Source organism: Paenibacillus sp. YPG26 (assembly GCF_023704175.1).
Lineage (GTDB): Bacteria > Bacillota > Bacilli > Paenibacillales > Paenibacillaceae > Fontibacillus.
Genome location: NZ_CP084530.1, coordinates 2,931,523 through 2,954,252, shown reverse-complemented (window position 1 = coordinate 2,954,252; position 22,730 = coordinate 2,931,523). Strand labels below are relative to the sequence as shown.

Genomic DNA, 22,730 nt, shown 5'->3' with positions numbered 1-22,730 from the left:
AAGGAGCATAGTCCTTGACTGCACTGCATTCTACCAATTTCATGCAATCCGTTATTTATTAAAGAGTGCAGGAAGATTTTTATTGAAAGGAGGACGGACAATCCCCTTCTCCGTAATGATCGCTGTAACATACTCATGTGGTGTCACGTCAAACGCCGGATTGAACACCTTTACACCGACCGGAGCCGTGCGCTTGCCGAAGCTCTCCGTAATTTCACTCTCCGGACGCTCTTCAATCGGAATATCCTCACCCGTAGCAGTAGACAAGTCTATCGTCGATAAGGGTGAAGCTACATAGAATGGGATTCCATGGGCTTTCGCCAGAACAGCTACCCCATACGTTCCAATCTTGTTCGCAACGTCTCCATTGGCTGCAACCCGGTCCGTACCCACAATCACCGCCTGAATCCAGCCTTTGGACATAACCACAGCGGCCATGTTATCGGTTAATAAGGTTACATCAATGCCTGCCTGCTGAAGTTCAAAGGCAGTTAGTCTGGCTCCCTGAAGTACAGGGCGTGTCTCATCGGCAAATACCTTGAGGGGGATGCCGCGTTCTTTGGCCAGATAGAAGGGAGCTAGAGCAGTGCCATATTTAGCTGTGGCAAGACCGCCGGCATTGCAGTGCGTAAGCACACCCATTCCACTCTCAAATAAAGGAAGGGCATGCTCTCCGATCAGGCGGCATACTTCTTCATCCTCCTGATGAATGAGTATAGCCTCGGCGGTCAACCCTAAATTACGGGTCTCCAGCTCTGGTTGCTCCTCGGCAAGGCGCGCGGCTCTATCCTTCATTCTATTCAAGGCCCAGAATAGGTTCACTGCCGTGGGTCTGGATGTTGCCAAATATTCGGCAGCCTGGGTGACGTGCGGGAGCCAGCCGGAAGATTCTCCGGTATAGGCTTTGGCTGCAAGGACCACTCCATAGGCAGCGGATATCCCGATTGCCGGGGCCCCTCTAACCTTCATGGAAGCGATAGCGTCCCATATCTCTTCAGGTGTGGTGAGCTCCAGGAACTCAATCTGCTCGGGGAGCAGACGCTGATCAAGCAGGAAGAGCCGGTCTTCCTCCCACCGAAGGCTCACAAGAGGACCGTTATTCTCTGAGCTTTGAAGCAGAGAACTGTTTATTTCCTTATTTGAGCTCATACCGTTACCTCTTCTTCTTTGGCCGCTCGTCTCGCGATACCTGTAATTTCATCAATTGAGCCAGCGAACCGGCCGCGCTTAACGAGTGCGGTGCCGATCCCCAGCGCAGTTACTTTGGCTTGATGCCGGATCTCTTCATTTGCAATCGTATCAATATCAGCTACATGGGAGAGACCGACAATACGGCGTATCATCTTGGCCCCTGCAAATCCGATGGCATCCCGAAGAACCTTCTGGACATACATATCCTGATAGCCAGGTGTCCTAGCCGTTACATCAACAAGATCACGATTCCAAAGGTCACGGAAGTGAGTCTCGAAATGCTGCCATACTCCTTCAATCATGATTAGCAGACGATGCCGGCGGGCATTAACTTCTTCCACGCTTCCGCTCCAGCCAGGCTGGGCAGCGAAATTCAGCAGCAGATTGGCAATGACGGCCCCGATATCAAAGCCCATCGGTCCATAATATGCGAATTCGGGATCGATGACTTTCGTAGATTCCCGGGTAGCAAATATACTGCCTGTATGCAGATCTCCGTGAAGCAGAGCCTCCGCATGAGTCAGAAACTTCTCCCGAAGCAGAGCGATCTCAAGCCGCAGTTCATCATCGTGCCAAAGTGCTTCGGCATTTGGGCGAATGTCTTCGCTGAAGTTATTATTAGGAGAATCGCGGTAAGGATCTTCGAAGATAAGGTCTTCTGTAATCTTGCACAGATCCGGATTGATGAACCGGCCCAGCTGCTCCTTCTTAGCTTGCTGGTTCATTCCCAAATCCGAAGTATAGAACAGCGTCGAGGCCATAAATCGACCGATATGTCTGGCAAATTGAGGGTATTCCTGTCCTTCAATTAATCCTTTGCGCATAATCGTATGATCACTTAAATCTTCCATGACCGTAATCGCCAGATCATTGTCATAGGCGTAAATAGCCGGGACCAGGTCCGGAACATACGCATGCTGGATCTCCAGCGCTTCACGCTCAATTCGTGCACGATCCAGGCTAAGAGGCCAGGATTCGCCGACGACTTTGGCATAAGGAAGAGCTTGTTTGATTATAAGTCCTTTTCCTTCAGAAGCATCAGTAACACGGAACACCAGGTTTAAATTGCCGTCACCAATTTCCTCTACAGACAGATCTGCATCCTGACGGAAATGGCCGGGAATAGTTCTAGCTAAAGCGACTGCCTCTTCAAGAGACAGGGGATGATATTCGGACATCAGTGTTACACCTCCGCAGACACATTTATTCATCGATGATTATGGAATGAACTAACTAATTACGCAGCCTTTAGTTCATTCGATAGATATGGAACAAATTTCTTTAAGTTAGTATATCGGAAAAGTAATCCTTTTTGTATCTTTTTTTGAGAAAATACGGGTTGTTTCGCACTGAACGGGAAAGGGTAAAATGTAGTCATGGAGCGGTAACGTTCTGGACAAGATAACTATCATTCACGGGATTGACCCGGCGGAATGATCATACAATCTAATTCTGAAATGAAAAGTGAGGGAATGAACATGGCAAAAGCCGATGCAAAATCCAACAGCAAAACTAAAACATCAGGATTGGAACAAGTCCTTAATCAGCAGATAGCTAACTTAAATGTGTTGTATGTGAAGATTCATAATTACCACTGGTATGTAAAAGGGAACAATTTCTTCACGCTGCATGTCAAATTCGAAGAGCTGTATAATGAAGTTGCTCTGAAAATGGATGAGATTGCTGAGCGTTTGCTCGCGATTAAAGGCAGCCCTGCGGCTACACTGAAGGAATATCTTGACCTTGCTACCATTCAGGAAGCGACCGGGAAAGAAGATCCGAATGCCATGGTGCAGAATCTGATCGAGGACTTTGCCACATTGTCTGAATCCTTCACGGAAGGTATTGAACTGGCGGATCAGGCTGAAGACGAGGCTACAAGCGACCTTCTGACCGGGTTCAAGGGAGAGCTGGAGAAGCATATGTGGATGCTTCGTTCTTATCTGGGCTAAGAACAGACGAGGTGGAAAGCGCAGGCTCCTCTCCATAACTGCAGCCTAGAGCCTACTTCAGAACATGGATGAGTCTTTGAGCTTTGCACCGTTAAGACCATTTATTACAAATGGGAAGTGTGAATATAAGGCAAGAGCGAGCATGCGATTGCCGAGCGGAATTTGTCAGGCTTGACTGAATACAGTCAGGCCTGTTCCTTTTTTAGGTATCGATTTAACGTGAAGACTGTTGGCTGGCGGGGGAAAAGAGCACTTTTGGGCGAAGTAGGGAAGCCGGGTCCGATTGATAAACCTTTTGAAGTAGGGTAAAATGAAATGAGAATCAATGAGAATCATTTAGAATAATTCTAATTAGATACTCATTATGGTATAATTGCAGGCAGTGAGGGAGACGTCCCGATGAATATATACGTGGAACACACTGTTATGTTATCGATCAAATGGAGGGAGCATCTAAACATGGCTACACAATTTACTATTGAAGGCTTGAAGGCAACAATCGAGGGTAAGGAAATCCTGAAGGGGATCAACCTTGACATAAAAGGTGGTGAAATCCACGCCATTATGGGTCCGAACGGTACTGGTAAAAGTACGTTGGCTTCTGCCTTGATGGGACATCCTAAATATGAGGTTACGGACGGTAAAGTAACTTTGAACGGTGAGGATGTACTTGAAATGGAAGTGGATGAGCGCGCACGTGCCGGATTGTTCCTGGCTATGCAGTATCCAAGTGAGATTGCGGGTGTGACTAACTCTGACTTCCTGCGCAGTGCCATCAATGCGCGCCGCGGAGAAGGCAACGAAGTCTCCCTTATCAAGTTTATCCGTCAAATGGAAGGCAAAATGAAGGAGCTTGAAATGAATCCTGAATTTGCACACCGTTATCTGAACGAAGGCTTCTCCGGCGGAGAGAAGAAGCGGAACGAGATTCTGCAAATGCTGCTGCTTGATCCGAAGCTGGTTGTTCTGGATGAGATCGACTCCGGTCTGGACATCGACGCACTTCGTATCGTAGCTAATGGTGTAAATACAATGCGCAGTGAAGAGCGTGGTTTCTTGATTATTACCCACTATCAACGTCTCCTTAACTACATCACTCCTGATTACGTACACGTGATGATGCAGGGACGCATTGTGAAATCCGGCGGACCTGAGCTTGCAGAGCGCCTGGAGAAGGAAGGCTACGATTGGGTTAAAGAAGAGCTGGGTATTGAAGACGAGACTGTTGGTCAAGAGGCGTAAGCAGGAAGGAGGAGAAGAAATGACTACACAAACCATTCTTCCGGTGAATCACGAAGCCTTGGCGGCATTCTCAAAGTCGAGCGGTGAGCCTGCATGGGTAACCGAAATCCGTTCAAAAGCTTTGGAGCTGGCAGCTGGACTTGAACTGCCTAAACTGGAGAAGACAAGATTGGATCGTTGGACACTGGATAACTACGGCAAGCTTCGTCAAGGCGCTCAGACGTCTGAAGAGCTGCCTGAGAGCTTGTCCAGCCTTGTTGAAATTAATGAGCACAGCAATTTGATTGTACAGCGCAATTCAGGCGTGGTATTCACTAAGCTCTCACCTGAGCTGACAGCTCAAGGGGTTATTTTCACAGACCTGGAGACTGCTGTACGTGAGCATGGAGATCTGGTCAAACAGTATTTGTTCACAGCCATCCCGGCTGAGGAGAATCAACTGACCGCTCTGCATGCGGCTCTATGGAACGGCGGCGTGTTCTTGTATGTGCCTAAGAATGTAGAGGTTGAGGTTCCACTTCAAGCCGTATTCTTGATTGATGACGCAAGCTCATCCTTCACCCCTCACGTTCTGATTGTGGCGGACAGTAACAGCCGCGTGACTTACGTGGACAATTACATTTCTGGTGATCTGAACGAAGCGATTGTTCATAACGGCGCAGCGGAAGTGTTCGTGAAGCCGGGGGCTAAAGTACAATTCGCTTCTGTCCATCACCTGGCTGGACAAATTACGGATCTGACTTACCGCCGCGCGGTGGTGGAGAACGACGGAAGCATCGAGTGGATTATCGGTGAAATGAACGCCGGGGACGCCATGAGCGAGACACTCAGTGTGCTCAAAGGAAATGGCTCAACTTCTGATGCTAAAGTCATTGCCGTAGGTTCGGGCTCGCAGAAGCTGAATCTGACCACCAAAGCGGTTCATTTCGGTAAAAGCTCCGACAGCCAGATGATTACCCGTGCGGTTATGCGTGAGGAAGCCACGGCCATCATTAACGGAATTACCAAAATTGAAAAGGGTGCGACCAAAGCGAACGGGGAGCAGACCGAGAAAGTATTGATGCTCAGCCCTAAAGCGCGCGGGGACGCTAACCCCATTCTGCTTATTGATGAGGACGATGTAACTGCCGGTCATGCTGCTTCCGTCGGACAAGTGAACGCAGAACAAATCTATTATCTGATGTCCCGCGGTATTTCCAAAGCTCAGGCTGAGCGATTGATTATATATGGGTTCCTTGCTCCGGTTGTCTCTGACATTCCATTGGAGCAGCTGCAGAACCAACTGCAAAGCTTGGTTGAGAGGAAGCTCGGACAATGAACAGCCAGTGGATCAAGGAACAGTTCCCAATCCTGAACCAAGAGATCAACGGCCATCCGCTTGTATATTTGGACAGTGCGGCTACTTCACAGAAGCCGCGGGCTGTGATTGATGCGATTAAGCATTACTATGAATGGGATAACTCGAATGTTCACCGCGGTGTACACACGCTGGGAAGCCGCGCTACCGATGCTTATGAAGGTGCCCGTGAGAAGGTTGCCAAATTCATTGGGGCGAAACGGGCAGAAGAGATTGTGTTCACACGTGGAACGACCACCGCGCTGAATCTGGTGGCTTCATCCTACGGATCTTCTGTCCTAAAAGAAGGGGACGAAATTGTAATAACCCAAATGGAGCATCACAGTAACTTCATCCCCTGGCAGCAGCTTGCGCTGCGGACAGGAGCTACACTCAAATTCATCCCGCTTGAGCAGGATGGGACGGTTACCGTGGAAGCTGCCGAGGCAACGATTACATCTGCGACCAAAATTGTGGCGATTGCTTATGTCTCCAATGTAATGGGTGTTGTGCATCCGATTAAGCAAATTGCCGACATTGCACATCGTCACGGCGCAGTAATTGTGGTGGACGGCGCGCAGAGCACGCCTCATTTGAAAGTAGATGTTCAGGAACTAGACTGTGACTTTTACACCCTATCCGGGCACAAAATGTGCGGACCTACCGGTATCGGTGCTCTATATGGCAAGAAGGCGCTGCTGGACTCGATGAGTCCGATTGAATTCGGCGGTGAAATGATTGACGATGTTGGACTGTATGAGTCCACATGGAAGGATGTGCCCGCCAGATTTGAAGGCGGTACTCCAATTATAGCTGGAGCGGTAGGTCTTGGAGCGGCTATCGATTTCCTTCAGGAGATCGGCATGGATGAAATTGAACGCCACGAGAGAACACTGGCTGGTTATGCTATGGACCGTCTTTCCGAGATCGATGGAATCAATATCTATGGACCTAATGAGCGGCATATTGGTGTAGTTACTTTCAACTTGCTGGATGTGCACCCTCATGACGTTGCCACGGTACTGGACTCGTTCGGTGTGGCTGTTCGTGCAGGCCATCACTGCTGCCAGCCGCTGATGCGCTGGTTGAATGTGAGCTCTACGGCCAGAGCCAGTCTGTACTTGTACAACACAGAACAAGATATAGACCGGCTGGCATCCGCTCTGGTTCAGACAAAGGAGTATTTCGCATGAGCCAACTTGATGATCTCTACCGGCGTGTCATCATGGACCATTACAAGAATCCGCGTAACCGTGGGCAGTTCGATGAGAATACAGTTACTGTGGATCTCAACAATCCCACCTGCGGAGACCGGATCTCCCTGCAGCTTAAGCTTGCGGGCAATGTTGTAGAGGATGCCCGGTTCACGGGTGAAGGCTGTTCAATCAGCATGTCTTCAGCCTCTATGATGACGGAAGCCGTTAAGGGGAAGAAGCTTGATGAGGCTATGGATATCGCAGACAGGTTCTCTTCCCTGATGAAGGGTGAAGACGTGTCTTTTGATGATTATGAGGATTTGGAAGCCTTGTCCGGTGTGAATAAATTCCCGGCCCGTATCAAATGTGCCACACTCGCCTGGAACGCTCTGCGTAAAGGTATCGACCACAACGTTTAAGATATAGCTCACAAACCTATAGGAGGTAATTACAATGGCCAAAAAAGCCCCGGATTTGGAAGAGTACAAATATGGCTTCCGTGACGAGCATAAGGCGGTATTTCAGTCTGGTAAAGGACTGACCCCTGAAATCGTCACTGAGATTTCCCGTATCAAGAACGAGCCGGAATGGATGCTGGACTTCCGTCTGAAATCCTTGAAACAGTTCGAGAAAATGCCTATGCCGCGTTGGGGCGGAGATTTGGATGATCTTGATTTCAACGATATCCAGTATTATGTTCGCCCTTCGGAGAAGCAAGGAAAGACTTGGGAGGAAGTTCCTTCCGAGATCAAAGAAACCTTCGACAAGCTGGGTATTCCTGAAGCTGAACAGAAGTTCCTTGCGGGCGTATCCGCTCAATATGAGTCTGAGGTAGTCTACCACAGCATGCAGAAGGATCTTGAAGACCAAGGTGTAATCTTCACGGATACCGATACAGCACTTCGCGAGCACCCGGAGATCTTCCGTGAATATTTCGGAACCGTTATCCCGCCAGCTGACAACAAGTTCGCTGCTCTGAACAGTGCGGTCTGGTCTGGAGGAAGCTTCATCTATGTTCCTAAAGGCGTGAAATGTGAAGTTCCGCTTCAGGCTTACTTCCGTATCAATTCCGAGAACATGGGCCAGTTCGAGCGTACCTTGATCATTGCAGATGAGGACAGCTTCGTACACTATGTAGAAGGCTGTACAGCTCCAATTTACAGCACGAACTCGCTGCATAGCGCAGTTGTAGAGATCATCTGTAAGAAGAATGCACGCGTTCGCTACACTACGATTCAGAACTGGGCACCTAACATTTATAACTTGGTTACAAAACGTGCGGTAGCTGAAGAGAATGCGACCATGGAATGGGTTGACGGTAACATTGGTTCCAAGCTGACTATGAAATACCCTGCAGTAGTTCTTAAAGGCCGCGGCGCTAAAGGCAGCGTGCTCTCAATTGCTGTAGCAGGTAAAAATCAGCATCAGGATGCGGGTGCCAAAATGATTCACCTTGCTCCTGACACGACATCTACCATTGTCTCGAAGTCCATCAGTAAGCACGGTGGTAAAGTAACTTACCGTGGTCTGGCTTCCTTCGGACGCCAAGCTGAGGGCGCCAAATCCAATATCAAGTGTGATACACTGATCCTGGATAACGAATCGACTTCAGATACAATTCCTTATAACGAAATCATGAACGATAACATTGTGCTTGAGCATGAAGCCACCGTATCGAAGGTATCCGAAGAGCAGCTCTTCTACCTGATGAGCCGCGGTCTGACTGAAGCTGAAGCGACTCAGATGATCGTCATGGGCTTCATTGAGCCATTCACCAAAGAACTACCGATGGAATATGCGGTGGAAATGAATCGTCTCATAAAATTCGAGATGGAAGGCAGTATTGGTTAAGCCTTATTATATAAGGATTTGCCTTTTCTGTGCCTAACTATAACCCGTGTCCCACAGACTTTCACGCTTGCGTGACTAAGCCTGTGGGACACGGGTTTTTCTTTTCCACTAAGTATAGGTAAAGGTTATGATTTATATTTAATGAAATATATGGTATAAAATTAATAATGTTTTGACTGGAGGTTGTCTATGCGGAGGATGAAGATAATTTATTTAATTGTTTTTTTATTGTTGACAGCCTGCTCTTCAAGGGAACAAGAAGGAATAATAAGTAACAGTGTAACTACCAAGGTAATTACTTCAAAAGATCAGCAATACATCGAGCATTTAGGCTATTCAGTATCACTTGAAAATAAGGGAAGGAAAGAGATGCATATTACTCAGGTTGAACCAGTACTGACTAATAAGATGAGCAGAAAAGTAAGAAGACCACAAGATAATACAGTCAATTTAACTATAGGGTCACATGAAAGCCTGTTAGTAGAAGGAGAGATTACTCTAGATCCAACAGAAGTTACACAAAGGGAAGCTGTAGAAGAGGAAATTTTCAGGGGGCTCAACCTTAGGCTCCAGTCTGGAGAGGTGTTATATATACCACTTTAACTACTCTTCTTAGACAGGAAGGTTATAACAATGAAATCTAAGAGCGAAAGATGGGACGACATGAAGTCGTCAGGATCTCTTGAATATGGTTATGGAACATCTATGAAAAGTAATTTGTTGTTTTTTTGATTAAGGCATACTATTAGACTGTTCTATTTTTATGTGTTTTTATTCGTAGTGTTGATTGTTTTGACTATTGAAGAATGGATTTACTATTCAAGAAATTTTGGAAAACGAAAACACACGCATCCGGGCATTCGGACACGTGTTTTATACTTATGCAGCTGCACAGCTAACATATTATTGGAAAATATACCGAGTACAATTAACTGCTGTTACACTAAGACTTCCTGAATATCAATGTGCGTCTCACGGGAGAGATCCGCGAACCTTGTATCTGTCTTCACGAGCGGGCGGAAGAAGTCGGAAGGATTGGTCATGACGATGGAGCCAAATTCTCCGGAGGAGAGACGTACACGCTTGCCGATAAAGTTAGGCAGCATATGGCGGATGAAGGCTTGGGTTGGCTCGGGGCTGAATTTGCCAAAGCTTAGTCTGTACAGTTCGTGCAGCACCGTAATGAGTTCTTGCTTGTTCTGATATACCCGGTTAGAGGTCATGGCACTGTATACATCGGCAACCGCTGTGATCTTGGCAAATGGGTGAATCTCTGAGCTGGTCAGGCCATTCGGATACCCGCTCCCGTCTTCGCGCTCATGATGCTGAATGGCAACAAGTGCAGAGATTTCATCTTTGGTGGAATTACGAATGATCTCATGTCCATATGTAGTATGGCGTTTGATCTCTTCATATTCTTCTTCGGTGAGCTTGGCAGGCTTGTTCAAGATCTCAGGTGGAATCATGCACTTGCCGATATCATGCAGGAAGCCGGCTTTGCCTGCTCTATAGGCTTCTTCATGAGGATAATCCAGCCATATAGCAATATAATAAGACAACATACCTACCTGCATGGAGTGGTTATAGGTATAGTTATCCTTCTTGTCCAGCATGAGAAGTAGAGAGACAACGTCCTTCTTAGAAGTTAGATCCTGCATGAGCGGACTCAGTAGGTCATCCACATCGTTCTCATCGAACTTGCCGGTGGCCAGCGCCTCCAGAAAAATACTCTCGAAGGCATCAATGGCATCATTGAATTGAAGCTCTATCTTGTCTTCCTTAGTGAAGGAAGGCTCTTCAGTGACAGACAGCTCAACATCAACATAATCAATACTATGCTGTACGAGCTTTACAATGGACTCATCGGAGAGTACGGTACCTTTCTTAAGTACGAATACCCCATTATTATTAAAAATATCACTCTCTATCCGATCACCCGGAGCCAGCTCCATCACGTGGCGACGCATAAACTTCCCCCTCATTCGACCTTATTTCTATTCATTTTAACAGGGAATATTTGGATTGACAACAAGTTTAATAGGCTAAAAGACACCCTGATGGGTGCCTATAAGGGGGAGATGGGATTCCAAGGTCCCTGTTGATGTCCTTTCCACTCGGAACCATCTTCCCATATTTCCTTTTTCCAGATTGGGACCACTTGCTTAAGACGCTCAATCGCATAACGGCTTGCCTCGTAGCATATGTCGCGGTGCGGGGAAGATACGGCGATAATTACGCTGGTCTCGGCAATCCCTACATGACCGATACGGTGACTGATTGCGCACCTTGTCCCGGCCCATTTCGACTCGATCTCCCTCCCGATGGACTGAAGTCCGGACAACGCCATAGGAATATAAGCTTCATATTCTAGGTGGACCGTTCGCTGCTCTCCTGTCATTTCCCGGGTGGTGCCGACAAATGACAATGTTGCTCCGTGGTTAGCAGTGATGACTTTGGAAGTCACTTCATCAACGGATAGCGGACTTCCGGTAATCACATATAGTCCGTCTCCGGAAGTATGAGTGTCCGCGGACTCCATGCCATCACCTCCCGAGACAGGAGGAATCATGGCGATCTCATCTGCGGGGGTAATAGGATGCTCAGGAGCAGCATACTCTTGATTGACAGCTACGAAGGATACAGCAATAAGCTCCTTGGCTGCAGGATAGGCATTAGCCAGCTGGTTCTTGAGATCAGAAGCGGTTATAGCTTCTCCTGTGAGATCCAGCGCGATTTGAGAAGAACCTATTCGGTCAACAAGACCGGCGAATAATTTTATTGTTATATGCACGATTATCACCTCGGAATGCTTTCTAAACCCTTTTAATATATCATAGATATAGGTTACTAAGGTATTGAAGCAAGATCAGAACAAAGGAGGGGCGTTCATGCCGCCGGAATCGCAGCAGAACAAATTAACTATACTTCACACTAACGATTTACATAGTCATTTTGGCGTAATGGCCCGGATTTCCTCCATGATCAATGAGGAGCGTACTGGCGAAGGAGAATTTTTACTGTTCGATATTGGGGATCATATGGACCGTATGGCGGTAGAAACCGAAGGTTCGATGGGACAAGCCAATGTGGATGTGCTTAATTTAATGGGATACGATGCGGTGACGATCGGGAATAATGAAGGGCTTACTTTTACACCCGAGCTGCTCGAACAGGCCTATGCGGGTCTGACCTGTCCCATAGTGTGCTGCAATGTGAAAGAGCGGGCCACAGGGCAAGCGCCAGTGTGGATGAAGAAGCATACGGTGCTTCATAAGGCAGGCTTCAGGATCGGGGTAATTGGGGCTACAGCCCCTTATACGGAATTTTACAGCATCCTAGGCTGGGATGTGCTGGATGCGGCAGCTGAGATTGCGGAGCAGGTAGAGATCTTGAAACCCAAGATGGATTTCATCGTGCTGCTGTCACACTTGGGAATTCATACCGACAAAGAACTGGCCGGGCAGATCGAGGGCCTGGATCTTATCCTTGGGGGTCATACCCATCATCTGCTGGAAGAGCCGCTAAAAATTAATAATGCCTACCTTGCCGGTGCGGAGAAGTTCGGACATTACCTAGGCAAGATCACCTTGATGCCCGAACCCAGGAGTGGCAGGCTCCATCTCATGTCAGGCAGCTGCCTGCCCGTAGAACCGGGACGGGAGAATTCAGAGGTTAGCGCAGCCATAGGCATTCATGGCGAACGTGCACAGGAGAGGCTGGGACAGACTGTAGCCATTACCACACGGGAGCTTCCCATTCAGTATGCCGGCGAGTCTCCATTTGGGAACCTGCTTGCTCAAGCCGTAAGAAGATTTACGGGCTGTGCGCTCTCGCTTGTTAATTCCGGGCAGCTTCTGGACAGTCTACCCTCAGGGGAGATCAGTGCAGGAATGCTGCATGCACGCTGTCCTTCCCCGATTAACCCCGTTCGAATGCGCCTTCGCGGTGAACATATTCTATATAGCCTTGAACAGTCGCTGCTGCCTGAAATTTATAATAAAAACATCTATGGGTATGGATTCCGCGGAAAGGTGCTCGGGAATTTATGTGTTGATGGTCTGGAGATTCTGTATAATCCGTTGGCCAAGCCCTATCATAGAATCGTCCAAGTGAACCTGGCCGGGGTACCGCTGGAACCGGAAGAAGAATACTGGGTAGGCACTCTGGATATGTTCACATTCGGCATTGGGTATGAACGGCTGACACTGGGAACTGACAAAATATATATGCTGCCGGAATTCATCAGGGATCTGCTCCGGACAGAGCTGCAGGAGCCGGGGGCGGTGGACAGCAGTTTTATGTATAGATGGGCATCCATTCAGGACGAGGTAAAATAATTAGGACGTTCACCCGATATAATAAGGAGGAGTATTATGAGTTTGATTGTGGCAATTATTCTGGGGATTGTAGAAGGCTTAACGGAATTCATCCCAGTCTCCTCTACAGGGCACATGATTCTGACAGCTAAGCTGATGGGTTATGATGACCAATCGCCGGAGATGAAGACGTTCGAGATCATTATTCAGCTAGGCGCTATTCTTGCTATCGCTATTGTGTATCGTGAACGAATCCTTAACCTGTTTGGACTTAAGAAGGATATGCCGCTGTTCAAGTCCCAGGCCCCTACGCGTAAGCTTAATTTGATACATGTCATACTGGGGTGTCTGCCAGGTCTTGCCATCGGATTCATATTCAGGCACCAGATTAAAGAATTGTTCAGTACAAGCACCGTACTGTGGGCACTGGTTGCCGGCGGGGTATTTATGATTTTTGCAGAGTGGTTCGGGAATAACAAAGCACGTGTAACGGTCAAAGAGATTGACCACCTGTCTTATGGTCAGGCGCTGTTGATTGGATTCTTTCAGTGTATCTCCATTCTATGGCCTGGATTCTCGCGTTCAGGCTCCACCATTGCCGGAGGCATGCTCAGCGGAACAAGCTATAAGGCAGCTGCAGACTTCTCATTCCTGATCGCAATTCCTATGATGTGTACCGCGTCAGGGTATGAGCTGCTTGATTCCTACAAGTATATTACCGGAAGCACGCTGGGTTACTTTATTCTAGGCTTCATTGTCTCCTTTATCGTTGCTTATGCCGTAGTTGTAACCTTCCTTAAGCTTCTGCAAAAAATAAAGCTAAGACACTTTGCTTACTACCGCTTTGTGCTTGCTGCGTTATTCTGGATTTTTATCATGCGTTAATGGTTAGTCTCTCATTACTCCCTCCGGGGGAAGCAAGGGGCCTGACATTGGAGTAAAATCGCTTAAGAGATGGAGTGACCCGCTTGCGGCTAATATCTACTACCTCGCTTCGGCCAGGGATGAGGCTTGGCAAAAAAATATACAACGATGAAGGCCTAATCCTCCTCTCGGAGAATGCTGAATTAACGGAAGGTCTAATTCGGCGTTTGAAGGAACTGGGCCTGAATCAGGTGTATATTGCAGACCGGCTGACTGAAGACGTGGAGATTCCTGAAATGATCTCGGAGGAGACCCGGCGCCGGGCTATGCAGGAGATCCGAACCAATTTCCGTAGAGTAACGGAATCATCAATCAAAGGGAGAGTTTATCCCTTCCTGGGCAAGTCTTTTCTCAAAGTGGTAGAGTCAATTCTTGCGGATCTATCCTCTAGGGAAGATATCATGATTATGATGGTGAATATCAACAGCACCGACCATTATCTATATCGACATTCCTTGAATGTATGTGTCTATACCTTACTGCTGGGTAAAATTCATGGCTACAGCAATAATGCCCTCGCTGTGCTTGGAATGGGCGCATTGCTGCACGATATCGGCAAAACAAAGATTCCCACTTCCATCCTTATGAAGCCGGATAAGCTTACGGATTATGAGTTTGATCAAATGAAGCAGCATACCGAGATCGGATTCAGGATGCTCAAGGATGAGCCGGGAGTTCCTCTTGTTGCCGCCCACTGCGCCCTTCAGCATCATGAGCGGATTAATGGCAGCGGCTACCCTAGAGGCGTCAGGGAGAATGAGATTCACGAGTACGCACGCTGGATCGCCATTGCGGATTCATATGATGCCATGACGACTCACCGGATCTATCGGTCTGCCCTGCTTCCTCATCAAGCCACCGAAATGCTGTATGCGGGCTGCGGCACATTGTATGAGAAGGAGAAGCTGGAAGTATTCCGGGATCATGTCGCTATTTACCCTTTGGGAATTACTGTGGGTCTTAGTTCCGGGGAGCGGGGAGTGGTAGTCAGAATTAATCACGAGGTTCCTCAGCGTCCGGTGATTCGGGTCTTCCTGGGACCTGAAGGGGAAGAGATCAAGGTGCCGTATGAAGTGAATTTAGCCGTCAAGCTGTCTGTTGTGATCACCTACGTGGAAGGTACAGAACCGGAACTTGCATATGCCTGATTACATATTCACGGGGAAGAGCCCGTCCTTCAAGGACGGGCTTTGTGCTGCAGTGCCGTGCGTGCTGAATAAGATCATGATATGATTAAGATCAACAGAGAATGATGTTACGTTCATTCCATATAGGTTAATAAAAGAAATAAGGTGTGTAAATGATGAGTATAGTTAACTTTCCACAAGATCCACAGAACGTCATTCATCCGGGTAATGATCCTTGGGATCCGATTCTATCCCTGAATCAATATGGTCATCACGTGCTGACGAGTGTGGAGATGACAATCACAAATCTCTGTAATATGCGGTGCGAGCACTGTGCCGTGGGCGACAGTCTGGTCATGGTGGAGCCGGAGCAGATTCCGCTGTCCCTTCTGCTGAAGAGACTGGATGAAGTGGAGCACCTCAAGACAATCAGCATTACAGGTGGGGAGCCGAGCTTCCGCAAGCAGACTGTGGAGGAGAAGATTATTCCACTGCTCCGCTATGCCAAAGAACGGGGAATCAAATCCCAGATTAATTCCAATTTGACCCTTGATTACGGGCGCTATGAGAAGTTGCTTCCTTATCTGGATGTCATGCATATCTCGTTCAACTATACGGGTGTGGATGATTTCCATGAAATCTGCTTCGCGCGCAGCGGGCATGCCGTCAGACGGGAAGTGGCTGAGCGGATGTATGAGACCATGATGGAGAACGCCCTCAGGCTCAGTCAGGCAGGGATGTTCGTCTCCGCTGAGACGATGATTAATTACCGGACCCACCACAAGCTGCCAGAGATTCACCGGATGATTCTGGAGATGGGCTGTAAAAGACATGAGGTACATCCAATGTATGCGGCTGATTTCGCCGAGGGACTTCCTCTGTTGACTTTGGAAGATATGCGCAAAGCAATCGAATCCCTGCTCGACGCACGGGATCCCGAGACCTGGATGCTCTTCGGAACACTGCCATTCTTCGCCTGCAGCCCAAGTGAACCGGAGCAGAGGCTGATTCAGCGTCTTGGTCATGAGCCGAATGTAACTGTCCGGAATGATCCGGATGGAAGAAATCGTGTCAATGTAAACATGTTCACAGGAGATGTATTCGTGACAGACTTTGCAGCCATCCCTTCATTTGGCAATGTGGATAATGAGAGTCTTGATCAGATTTTTAACAAGTGGCTTCATACTCATCCGCTTAATAAAACGGTCAATTGCCATTGTGCGGCTGCGGGATGCTGTGGTCCGAATCTGCTTGTGAAGGATATGTATTATAAAGATATCGATTTCAAATCGCGCTCAGCAATCACACTATAGAAACGGGGCGTTGATATTGCATCATGATATTGAGGCTGGAAAGCTAATTCTAAATTTACTTTTGGTGTTTGTTCTGGTGTTCTTAAACGGAGTGTTTGTAGCAGCTGAGTTCTCGCTGGTGAAGATGAGGCAATCGCGCCTGACACAGCTGGTGAGCGAAGGGAACCGGCGTGCCAATTATGCGCTGCGGGTGAACAAGAAGCTGGATGCGTACCTTTCAGCCACCCAGCTAGGCATTACCCTGGCTTCCCTGGGTCTAGGCTGGGTAGGGGAACCGGCTATCTCGGAATTACTAATAGAACCTCTGATGTATAACATGGGCGTCACGGATAGTACTTTAGTGACTACCGTATCGGTTGCGATTGGTTTCTGTATTATTACGTTTCTACATATCGTGCTTGGTGAGCTTGCTCCTAAATCACTTGCCATTCAGAAGACCGAATCGACCTCGCTCTGGTTGTCGGCACCGCTGCTGTATTTCTATAAGCTCTTCTTGCCGGTTATCTGGCTTCTGAATTCAGCCGCCAACGGACTGCTTAGACTGGCAGGGATTGAGCCTGCGAGTGAAGAGGCTGCCCACTCCGAAGAAGAGATTCGAATTCTGATGAATCAGAGTGCGAAGAGCGGAGTGATCGACAAGGACGAGATCAAGCTGATGGATAATATCTTCGACTTCTCGGACATGCTTGCACGGGAGATCATGCTCCCACGTACGGATATGGACTGCCTTTATACGAATCTGTCCTGGGAAGAGAACATGAAGATTGTCAGTGAAACCAAGCACTCCAGGTATCCTGTTGCTGTGGAGGACAAGGATCAGATCATTGGATTTGTGCATATTACAGATATACTTCTCCCCGAACATGGGCATGGGAACAATCTGGAGCAGCTGATTCGTCCAATCATCAATGTTCCTGAATCCATGGAGATCAGCCAGGTGCTGAGACTTATGCAGAAGAAGCACTCCCAGCTTACCCTGGTTGTAGACGAGTATGGCGGGACTGCAGGTCTTCTGACAGCGGAGGAGATTCTTGAAGAGATCGTTGGAGATCTTCATGATGAATTCGAGGATGAGCGTCCGGAGATCGAGCTGCTGCCTGATGGCAGCTATTCGGTAGACGGAAGAACTCTGCTGGAGGAAGTGAATGACCTAACCGGCATCGAGATTGAAGATGATGAGGTGGATTCCATCGGAGGCTGGCTCTTCAAGGAACTGGAGGGAGCTCCGGTTAAAGGGAAGAAGATACAGGTAGGCCGTGTAGTATTTGAGGTAGCCGAAGCGACCCGTCTTAGAATTACCCGCATCCAGATCCGCCAGATTGTGAAGGTACCAGAGAATGAAGAGAATCCAGAGCAAGAGATGGACCAGTGATCCTGGATGTACATGCAGGACTCCTTTTGGAACGAAGATTCGTTCCGAGAGGAGTTTTTTTATTTTACCGGGAAGTAAAGGTTCATAATCTGGGCGCATGACATATGTTAAAAAAGGAAGGACTTTTGGTTTGATATGGATTTCGTCTTGGAATATGGATTTTTGGATAAAGGAGGAAAACGTATGATACACCCACAGGAAGTTGCCTGGCACCCTTTCATAGGTCCATGTGATCCGTGTCCGCCGATTGCCTGCAAAACTTATTCCACTCCGCCGCATCTGTTTATACAGTTCCAGCCGCCGAACCTGCCTCAGTTCAGTCCAAGAGAGGCTCTTCTGCATGGCACCTTATGGCCAGCCCTGTATAGCCCGTATGAATCCAAGTGGGGAAAAGGACGGTGAGAACATGAGCGCACCTGAAAATCCAGTGTGTGATCCGCAGTACTATGAGCTGCTTGAGAAGCTTCAAGCTCTCGATTTTGTTCTTGTGGAGCTGAATCTGTTCCTGGATACACACCCGAACGACCTGCAGGCCATTCAGCAGTTCAATGTTCTGACTCAGGAAAGAACCCAGCTCGCCGAACACTTCCAAAGACTGTACGGACCGCTTCAGAACTTTGGCCGCGCGTATTCCAAATATCCATGGCAATGGTCGGAGAGTCCCTGGCCGTGGCAGGTATAACACCTGCCTCTCTTGCTAATGCAGGCATCCAGCTGATCTGAGCTATACAAGTAATCCTGTGCTGTTATAGACAGTGAGAGTTCAAGCTGAAGGAGGTCATGTGCACCATGTGGGTATATGAGAAGAAGCTGCAGTATCCCGTGCGGGTAAGCAAGTGTGATCCGCGGATGGCAAAATATCTGCTTGAGCAGTATGGGGGAGCGGATGGCGAGCTCTCTGCTGCGCTGCGCTATTTGAATCAGCGGTATACTATCCCTGATAAGGTCATTGGGGTGCTTAACGATATCGGCACAGAAGAATTCGCCCATCTTGAGATGATCGCGACGATGATCTATAAGCTCACTAAGGATGCTACCGTGGAACAGATGGATGCGCAGGGGCTGGGCGAATATTATGTCGCTCATGATCACGCCCTCTTCTATCAGAATGCGGCCGGTGTGCCATGGACAGCGGCCTATATCCAGGCCAAGGGCGACCCCATCGCCGACCTGTATGAAGATATCGCCGCAGAAGAGAAGGCCCGCGCTACATACCAATGGCTGATCGATATGACCGACGATGTCGATCTGCAGGACGGCCTGAAGTTCCTGCGGGAGCGCGAGATCATCCACTCGCTCCGGTTTCGCGAAGCGGTGGAGATCCTGAAGGATGAGCGGGATAAGAAGACGATTTTTTAATAGTGCAGGCAAGTGCAGTATAACAAGGCATTATTACCAGCAAGCAGCAAAAATCCATGAATTAGGAACAGAAACCGCACTGGGATGGAATTTCCATTCTGTATAGGGCGGTTTCTTTTTGTGTAAAGTGAATTGCAAAGCCTAATATATCCGCATATTTACGGGTAATTATGAATGAGTAGAAAATACAAGCAAATAAGATGTAAATAGTTTTGTATAGATATAATCCAAATAAAGAGACTCAAGTATTCTCTAAGTAAGGGAGCAATCGTGATAAAAAAACATTTATCTAATGTAATACTAATTGTATCGTTAGTAGTTAGTTTGATTTTTGTCATCTTAAATTATCAAAACAGTCATAAGCTAAATTCATTACAGATGAAAATCGATGATGGGGTGAAATCAAATCTAGCTACGTTGGAACACAATCTTTCCAAGGTAGATGTCGCTTCTTTTAATTTGTCTCTACTTCTCATACGAGAGGCAACATCTAAACTAGTCGCAATTACCAGCCTAAGCAGCTACAATAATCAGCAAAATGGTGTGACACTCCATTCTGTATTATGCTTCTGGAACAAATACTTAGAAATATAGATGTTTCGGGAGTAAGTATTACACAAGACCAACTGATGGAATTAGGCGATGTAATAAAATCATTATCAAAAGACCCTGGGAATCAGGATCTGATCTTTAAACTTCATAATCTCATTGTAACGTTCAGTTGACTAACAGCAAGTGATTCGCAACGATGCGGATCACTTTGTTTGTATGACAGCCAGCTTACTTATCTGCTTTCTTAGGGAAGAGCTTGCTTAGAATCGTGTAGATAATCAAAATAATAAGAATAGAAAGTCCATAGTTAACCAGGAATTTAACAATATTCTCAAATGCATAGAAATTCTTCTCCGTGTTGTACTGGAAAAAATCAAGTTGGCCATAGGTAAGATTCTTTATAATGTTACTGAGCAGCAGAGCGATAATTATCTTCCATACGTTACTCATAACTACCTCCTTTATATTATTACATATTATACCATAAATGGATCGTGAACTTGATTAAGCTGGTTCCCGGGCTTAATTTGCAACAGAGCAAACAGGTCGGTTATCATAGGGGCTGGACATAGATTACATACATGGGATGATACAGAAGGGAACTTTATTCATTCCATAAGCGAAGGGACTATACCATGGAGATAACCAGACGACTGAACAAGCCGGAAGCGATGATCTTTGATATGGATGGAACGCTGTTCAAGACCGAGACTCTGCTCGTTCCCGCTTACCATCGAATGTTCGAAGAACTTCGCAGGCAGGGATTGTACGAAGGGGAAGAGCCTCCGGTGTCACGTTTGATCGACAGTGTAGGCATGGTTATGGATGAGATATGGGCCAGAGTGCTGCCCGATCATGATGAATCCGTGCGGCAGAGAGCGGATGAGCTGTTCCTGGAGAACGAGATGAAAGGGCTCAAAGAGGACCCTACAGAGCTGTATGGTGGCGTAGCCGATACCTTGAGAAGCCTGAGGGAGCAGGGGGTGCGGCTCTTTGTAGCAAGCAATGGTCTGGAGCCTTATGTAAAAGGTGTAGCTGATGCGCATCAGATCATGCCTTTATTCGAACAGATATACAGTGCAGGGGAATATCAGACGGCGTCCAAGGTCCACCTGGTTGAGCTGCTGCTTCGTCAACATGGACTTAAGAAGGCCTGGATGGTTGGAGACCGCTCCTCGGATGTGAAGGCGGGCAAGGAGAACGGCTTAACCGTCATTGGCTGCGCTTATGCGGGCTTCTGTGATGACAAAGAGCTGGATGGTTCTGATACGATCATCAGATCTTTTGGTGAACTGCTGGATTTATACGAGCATTCCGTATAGAGGAATATAGCGAATTTATAACTTGACGGCGAACAGACCCTCGCTATTCAGCGGCGGTCTGTTTGCCGTACTTATTATTGTACTGCCAAAGCGCGTACTCCAGGGGTCTGGTGATGGCGTTGCGGTAAGCCTCCATATCCCCTGAGAGAGCAAAGACTTCACGGGCCGGCTTGGGATTCACTTCGAGCACATAGATACGTCCCTGCTTATCAATAGCGATATCGAGAGCCAGCTCACACAGGGCATCATAGGTGTCTTCCAGGTATTTGGCAATAGCCAGACAGAGCTGATCCGTCTCCTGGCGAATCCCGCTTCGACGTTCTTCCGAAGGGAACCAGACCGCAAGCTGGGTGTTCATGGGCACGGCGTGCCCGCCGCCATGAATGTTGGACGTGACGCTGCGCTGGATGCCAACACGTGCTGCCCCGCCTGTCACCTCCCACTCCCCCAAGCCGTTCTTCTGCACCAGAACCCGGTAATCGTGAACCCTTCCGTTAGGCAGCTGAATACGGATTCCTTCCTGGATGATATACCGGCTGCGTGCCCTCCAATTAAGCAAGTAGGGACCCAGACGGGAGGGATGCAGCTTCTGGGGGGTGATGATCCTTCTCTGTGGATTTCGTCCCTGAATCTGGTATAGCTTGGTGCCAAGCTTCTCGATCTTCAAGATTCCACGTCCGCCTGTGCCATTGATCGGCTTAAGGTAGATGGGATTGCATCGCTTAATCAGCCTGTGTACATCACTAAGATCATTGAACAGGACGGTAGCCGGCAAATGCTCACGAAAATCCGGCTTCTTCGACAAGACCTGATGAATCGTCCATTTGTCGCGGAGCGGCCGGTTAAGAAAGTGGAGATGGCCGTATTTGGACCTGAACTGCTTCAGCTGTTCAAATCTCCTGCTCTTCTGAATGCGGCACCGGTCAAAGATAAGATGTGGAAATTTGCGCCAAGCCCTGGTCCATTTCCGGCTCTTGGGGTCATAGATCATGGCGTGGATTAAATCTTTGCTCTGATGAACATCCGAAGGAGTGAAGACGAAGACATCGAGCCCAAGCTTCCGGCCTTCGGCTATCATCCGCTGATAGACCGGCCGCTCCTCCAGATGCTTCTTCTCATTAAGATATAAAGTTAAGATGCCTAAGGTAGGTTGTGACAACTAAGCTCACCTTCTTCAGATCAAGTTGTGGGTGCTGGCGCCGCACCATGTGCATACCTCAGATCATCCTCAAGCACCAAAGTCGGCTTGCCTGTTGGTCCCAGGACCATTCTTCTGGCAGAGAGCCCGGCATTGAAGCACATTTTGAGGCTTGAGGGATTATCCAGAGCCACCCGGCAGCTGAGCCTGCCCATCTGGAGCTGCTGCGCCTGAAGCAGCTTGGTCCCGATATGCCGGCCCCGGTAAAGGGGATGGACGACTACAATGCCGGCTTGATCGCCGTAACCAGCGACCAGGGACAGCCCCGCAAGGCGGGTGCCATCCTCGGTGTGGACCGTTGCGATGAACAGTGCGCACCCCGGCTGCCGAAGAGTAACCGGGGTGAGCTTTTGAATCTGCCGGTAGGCGTCCCTGGTAATCCGCTGGCCTCCGTACTTCCGTATAAAGCCCAGAATGGAGCTGTGCATCCGGCTCCAGGAGTTAACCTGATCCGGCACTACTAATGTAATCTCCATAAT

At 48.1% G+C, this 22,730-nt stretch carries 23 protein-coding genes; 16 read left to right on the top strand and 7 right to left on the bottom strand.

The genetic code is table 11. The annotated features are described in order from the left end of the window. Positions 1-51: 51 nt before the first annotated feature. Together mtnA and mtnK are read right to left on the bottom strand one after the other, a co-directional pair. A complete protein-coding gene (gene mtnA / locus LDO05_RS13925) occupies positions 52-1,149 on the bottom strand; it encodes an S-methyl-5-thioribose-1-phosphate isomerase (protein ID WP_251375997.1) in 1,098 nt (365 codons plus the stop codon). After that, entirely contained in the window at positions 1,146-2,369 is a 1,224-nt protein-coding gene (gene mtnK, locus LDO05_RS13920; protein WP_251375996.1) for an S-methyl-5-thioribose kinase, read from the bottom strand. The genes mtnA and mtnK overlap by 4 nt, the downstream gene beginning before the upstream one ends. Positions 2,370-2,669: 300 nt before the next feature. Here mtnK and LDO05_RS13915 point away from each other — a divergent pair, with 300 nt between their 5' ends. The 7 genes from LDO05_RS13915 (at position 2,670) to LDO05_RS13885 (ending at position 9,371) form a co-directional block, all read left to right on the top strand. After that, entirely contained in the window at positions 2,670-3,143 is a 474-nt protein-coding gene (locus LDO05_RS13915) for a Dps family protein (protein ID WP_251375995.1), read from the top strand. Between the two features lie 459 nt (positions 3,144-3,602). Continuing rightward, positions 3,603-4,385 carry a Fe-S cluster assembly ATPase SufC gene (gene sufC / locus LDO05_RS13910; RefSeq protein WP_251375994.1) on the top strand — a complete coding sequence of 261 codons (783 nt, stop codon included), beginning with the start codon at positions 3,603-3,605 and terminating at the stop codon, positions 4,383-4,385. 19 nt (positions 4,386-4,404) lie between these two features. Next, positions 4,405-5,703, top strand: coding sequence for a Fe-S cluster assembly protein SufD (gene sufD, locus LDO05_RS13905; protein WP_251375993.1), 1,299 nt, complete (start codon positions 4,405-4,407; stop codon positions 5,701-5,703). Next, a complete protein-coding gene (locus tag LDO05_RS13900) occupies positions 5,700-6,914 on the top strand; it encodes a cysteine desulfurase (RefSeq protein ID WP_251375992.1) in 1,215 nt (404 codons plus the stop codon). The genes sufD and LDO05_RS13900 overlap by 4 nt, the downstream gene beginning before the upstream one ends. Beyond that, positions 6,911-7,336: a Fe-S cluster assembly sulfur transfer protein SufU gene (sufU, locus tag LDO05_RS13895; protein WP_251375991.1), complete on the top strand. Its 426-nt coding sequence runs from the start codon at positions 6,911-6,913 to the stop codon at positions 7,334-7,336. The genes LDO05_RS13900 and sufU overlap by 4 nt, the downstream gene beginning before the upstream one ends. Positions 7,337-7,370: 34 nt before the next feature. Next, positions 7,371-8,768 carry a Fe-S cluster assembly protein SufB gene (gene sufB, locus LDO05_RS13890; protein ID WP_251375990.1) on the top strand — a complete coding sequence of 466 codons (1,398 nt, stop codon included), beginning with the start codon at positions 7,371-7,373 and terminating at the stop codon, positions 8,766-8,768. A 189-nt stretch (positions 8,769-8,957) separates the two neighbouring features. Then, a complete protein-coding gene (locus LDO05_RS13885; protein WP_251375989.1) occupies positions 8,958-9,371 on the top strand; it encodes a hypothetical protein in 414 nt (137 codons plus the stop codon). Between the two features lie 335 nt (positions 9,372-9,706). On the opposite strand, the gene LDO05_RS13880 is transcribed toward LDO05_RS13885, so the two are convergent. Next, a complete protein-coding gene (locus tag LDO05_RS13880) occupies positions 9,707-10,735 on the bottom strand; it encodes an HD-GYP domain-containing protein (RefSeq protein ID WP_251375988.1) in 1,029 nt (342 codons plus the stop codon). 98 nt (positions 10,736-10,833) lie between these two features. Continuing rightward, positions 10,834-11,559, bottom strand: a complete 726-nt coding sequence (locus tag LDO05_RS13875) for a molybdenum cofactor biosynthesis protein (protein ID WP_251375987.1) — start codon at positions 11,557-11,559, stop codon at positions 10,834-10,836. Positions 11,560-11,656: 97 nt separating this feature from the next. Here LDO05_RS13875 and LDO05_RS13870 point away from each other — a divergent pair, with 97 nt between their 5' ends. From LDO05_RS13870 to LDO05_RS13835, 8 genes are all read left to right on the top strand, one after another. Next, positions 11,657-13,105, top strand: a complete 1,449-nt coding sequence (locus LDO05_RS13870; RefSeq protein ID WP_251375986.1) for a bifunctional metallophosphatase/5'-nucleotidase — start codon at positions 11,657-11,659, stop codon at positions 13,103-13,105. A 36-nt stretch (positions 13,106-13,141) separates the two neighbouring features. Beyond that, positions 13,142-13,969, top strand: a complete 828-nt coding sequence (locus LDO05_RS13865; protein WP_276575513.1) for an undecaprenyl-diphosphate phosphatase — start codon at positions 13,142-13,144, stop codon at positions 13,967-13,969. Positions 13,970-14,052: 83 nt separating this feature from the next. Next, positions 14,053-15,156 carry an HD-GYP domain-containing protein gene (locus LDO05_RS13860; protein ID WP_251375985.1) on the top strand — a complete coding sequence of 368 codons (1,104 nt, stop codon included), beginning with the start codon at positions 14,053-14,055 and terminating at the stop codon, positions 15,154-15,156. Positions 15,157-15,311: 155 nt separating this feature from the next. After that, positions 15,312-16,448: a radical SAM/CxCxxxxC motif protein YfkAB gene (yfkAB, locus tag LDO05_RS13855; protein ID WP_251378730.1), complete on the top strand. Its 1,137-nt coding sequence runs from the start codon at positions 15,312-15,314 to the stop codon at positions 16,446-16,448. A 10-nt stretch (positions 16,449-16,458) separates the two neighbouring features. Beyond that, the gene (locus tag LDO05_RS13850; protein ID WP_481856995.1) at positions 16,459-17,820 is read left to right on the top strand and encodes a hemolysin family protein; all 1,362 of its coding nucleotides are present in this window, start codon (positions 16,459-16,461) and stop codon (positions 17,818-17,820) included. 183 nt (positions 17,821-18,003) lie between these two features. Then, positions 18,004-18,222 carry a spore coat associated protein CotJA gene (locus LDO05_RS13845; RefSeq protein ID WP_251375983.1) on the top strand — a complete coding sequence of 73 codons (219 nt, stop codon included), beginning with the start codon at positions 18,004-18,006 and terminating at the stop codon, positions 18,220-18,222. A gap of 4 nt (positions 18,223-18,226) precedes the next feature. Next, the gene (locus LDO05_RS13840; RefSeq protein ID WP_251375982.1) at positions 18,227-18,502 is read left to right on the top strand and encodes a spore coat protein CotJB; all 276 of its coding nucleotides are present in this window, start codon (positions 18,227-18,229) and stop codon (positions 18,500-18,502) included. Positions 18,503-18,609: 107 nt separating this feature from the next. Next, positions 18,610-19,179, top strand: coding sequence for a manganese catalase family protein (locus LDO05_RS13835; RefSeq protein ID WP_251375981.1), 570 nt, complete (start codon positions 18,610-18,612; stop codon positions 19,177-19,179). A 780-nt stretch (positions 19,180-19,959) separates the two neighbouring features. Here the strand turns inward: LDO05_RS13835 and LDO05_RS13830 are convergent. Then, positions 19,960-20,181 carry a hypothetical protein gene (locus tag LDO05_RS13830; RefSeq protein WP_251375980.1) on the bottom strand — a complete coding sequence of 74 codons (222 nt, stop codon included), beginning with the start codon at positions 20,179-20,181 and terminating at the stop codon, positions 19,960-19,962. 185 nt (positions 20,182-20,366) lie between these two features. On the opposite strand from LDO05_RS13830, the gene LDO05_RS13825 reads away from it, so the two are divergent. Further along, positions 20,367-21,053 (top strand): HAD family hydrolase, encoded by a 687-nt coding sequence (locus LDO05_RS13825; protein WP_251375979.1) that lies wholly within the window; start codon positions 20,367-20,369, stop codon positions 21,051-21,053. A 43-nt stretch (positions 21,054-21,096) separates the two neighbouring features. Here LDO05_RS13825 and LDO05_RS13820 read toward each other — a convergent pair whose 3' ends face one another. Further along, positions 21,097-22,212 (bottom strand): YheC/YheD family endospore coat-associated protein, encoded by a 1,116-nt coding sequence (locus LDO05_RS13820; protein ID WP_251375976.1) that lies wholly within the window; start codon positions 22,210-22,212, stop codon positions 21,097-21,099. 20 nt (positions 22,213-22,232) lie between these two features. Beyond that, positions 22,233-22,727, bottom strand: a complete 495-nt coding sequence (locus LDO05_RS13815) for a GNAT family N-acetyltransferase (RefSeq protein ID WP_251375975.1) — start codon at positions 22,725-22,727, stop codon at positions 22,233-22,235. Positions 22,728-22,730 lie beyond the last annotated feature (3 nt).

Bases quoted from the DNA above. Each gene is read 5' to 3' on its own strand.
- LDO05_RS13840 (WP_251375982.1), top strand. From the start codon at position 18,227: ATGAGCGCACCTGAAAATCCAGTGTGTGATCCGCAGTACTATGAGCTG.
- sufC (WP_251375994.1), top strand. From the start codon at position 3,603: ATGGCTACACAATTTACTATTGAAGGCTTGAAGGCAACAATCGAGGGT.
- LDO05_RS13865 (WP_276575513.1), top strand. From the start codon at position 13,142: ATGAGTTTGATTGTGGCAATTATTCTGGGGATTGTAGAAGGCTTAACG.
- sufU (WP_251375991.1), top strand. From the start codon at position 6,911: ATGAGCCAACTTGATGATCTCTACCGGCGTGTCATCATGGACCATTAC.
- sufD (WP_251375993.1), top strand. From the start codon at position 4,405: ATGACTACACAAACCATTCTTCCGGTGAATCACGAAGCCTTGGCGGCA.
- LDO05_RS13835 (WP_251375981.1), top strand. From the start codon at position 18,610: ATGTGGGTATATGAGAAGAAGCTGCAGTATCCCGTGCGGGTAAGCAAG.
- LDO05_RS13900 (WP_251375992.1), top strand. From the start codon at position 5,700: ATGAACAGCCAGTGGATCAAGGAACAGTTCCCAATCCTGAACCAAGAG.
- LDO05_RS13845 (WP_251375983.1), top strand. From the start codon at position 18,004: ATGATACACCCACAGGAAGTTGCCTGGCACCCTTTCATAGGTCCATGT.
- LDO05_RS13825 (WP_251375979.1), top strand. From the start codon at position 20,367: ATGGAGATAACCAGACGACTGAACAAGCCGGAAGCGATGATCTTTGAT.
- LDO05_RS13915 (WP_251375995.1), top strand. From the start codon at position 2,670: ATGGCAAAAGCCGATGCAAAATCCAACAGCAAAACTAAAACATCAGGA.
- LDO05_RS13830 (WP_251375980.1), bottom strand. From the start codon at position 20,181: ATGAGTAACGTATGGAAGATAATTATCGCTCTGCTGCTCAGTAACATT.
- yfkAB (WP_251378730.1), top strand. From the start codon at position 15,312: ATGAGTATAGTTAACTTTCCACAAGATCCACAGAACGTCATTCATCCG.
- LDO05_RS13815 (WP_251375975.1), bottom strand. From the start codon at position 22,727: ATGGAGATTACATTAGTAGTGCCGGATCAGGTTAACTCCTGGAGCCGG.
- sufB (WP_251375990.1), top strand. From the start codon at position 7,371: ATGGCCAAAAAAGCCCCGGATTTGGAAGAGTACAAATATGGCTTCCGT.
- LDO05_RS13870 (WP_251375986.1), top strand. From the start codon at position 11,657: ATGCCGCCGGAATCGCAGCAGAACAAATTAACTATACTTCACACTAAC.
- LDO05_RS13880 (WP_251375988.1), bottom strand. From the start codon at position 10,735: ATGCGTCGCCACGTGATGGAGCTGGCTCCGGGTGATCGGATAGAGAGT.
- LDO05_RS13885 (WP_251375989.1), top strand. From the start codon at position 8,958: ATGCGGAGGATGAAGATAATTTATTTAATTGTTTTTTTATTGTTGACA.
- mtnA (WP_251375997.1), bottom strand. From the start codon at position 1,149: ATGAGCTCAAATAAGGAAATAAACAGTTCTCTGCTTCAAAGCTCAGAG.
- mtnK (WP_251375996.1), bottom strand. From the start codon at position 2,369: ATGTCCGAATATCATCCCCTGTCTCTTGAAGAGGCAGTCGCTTTAGCT.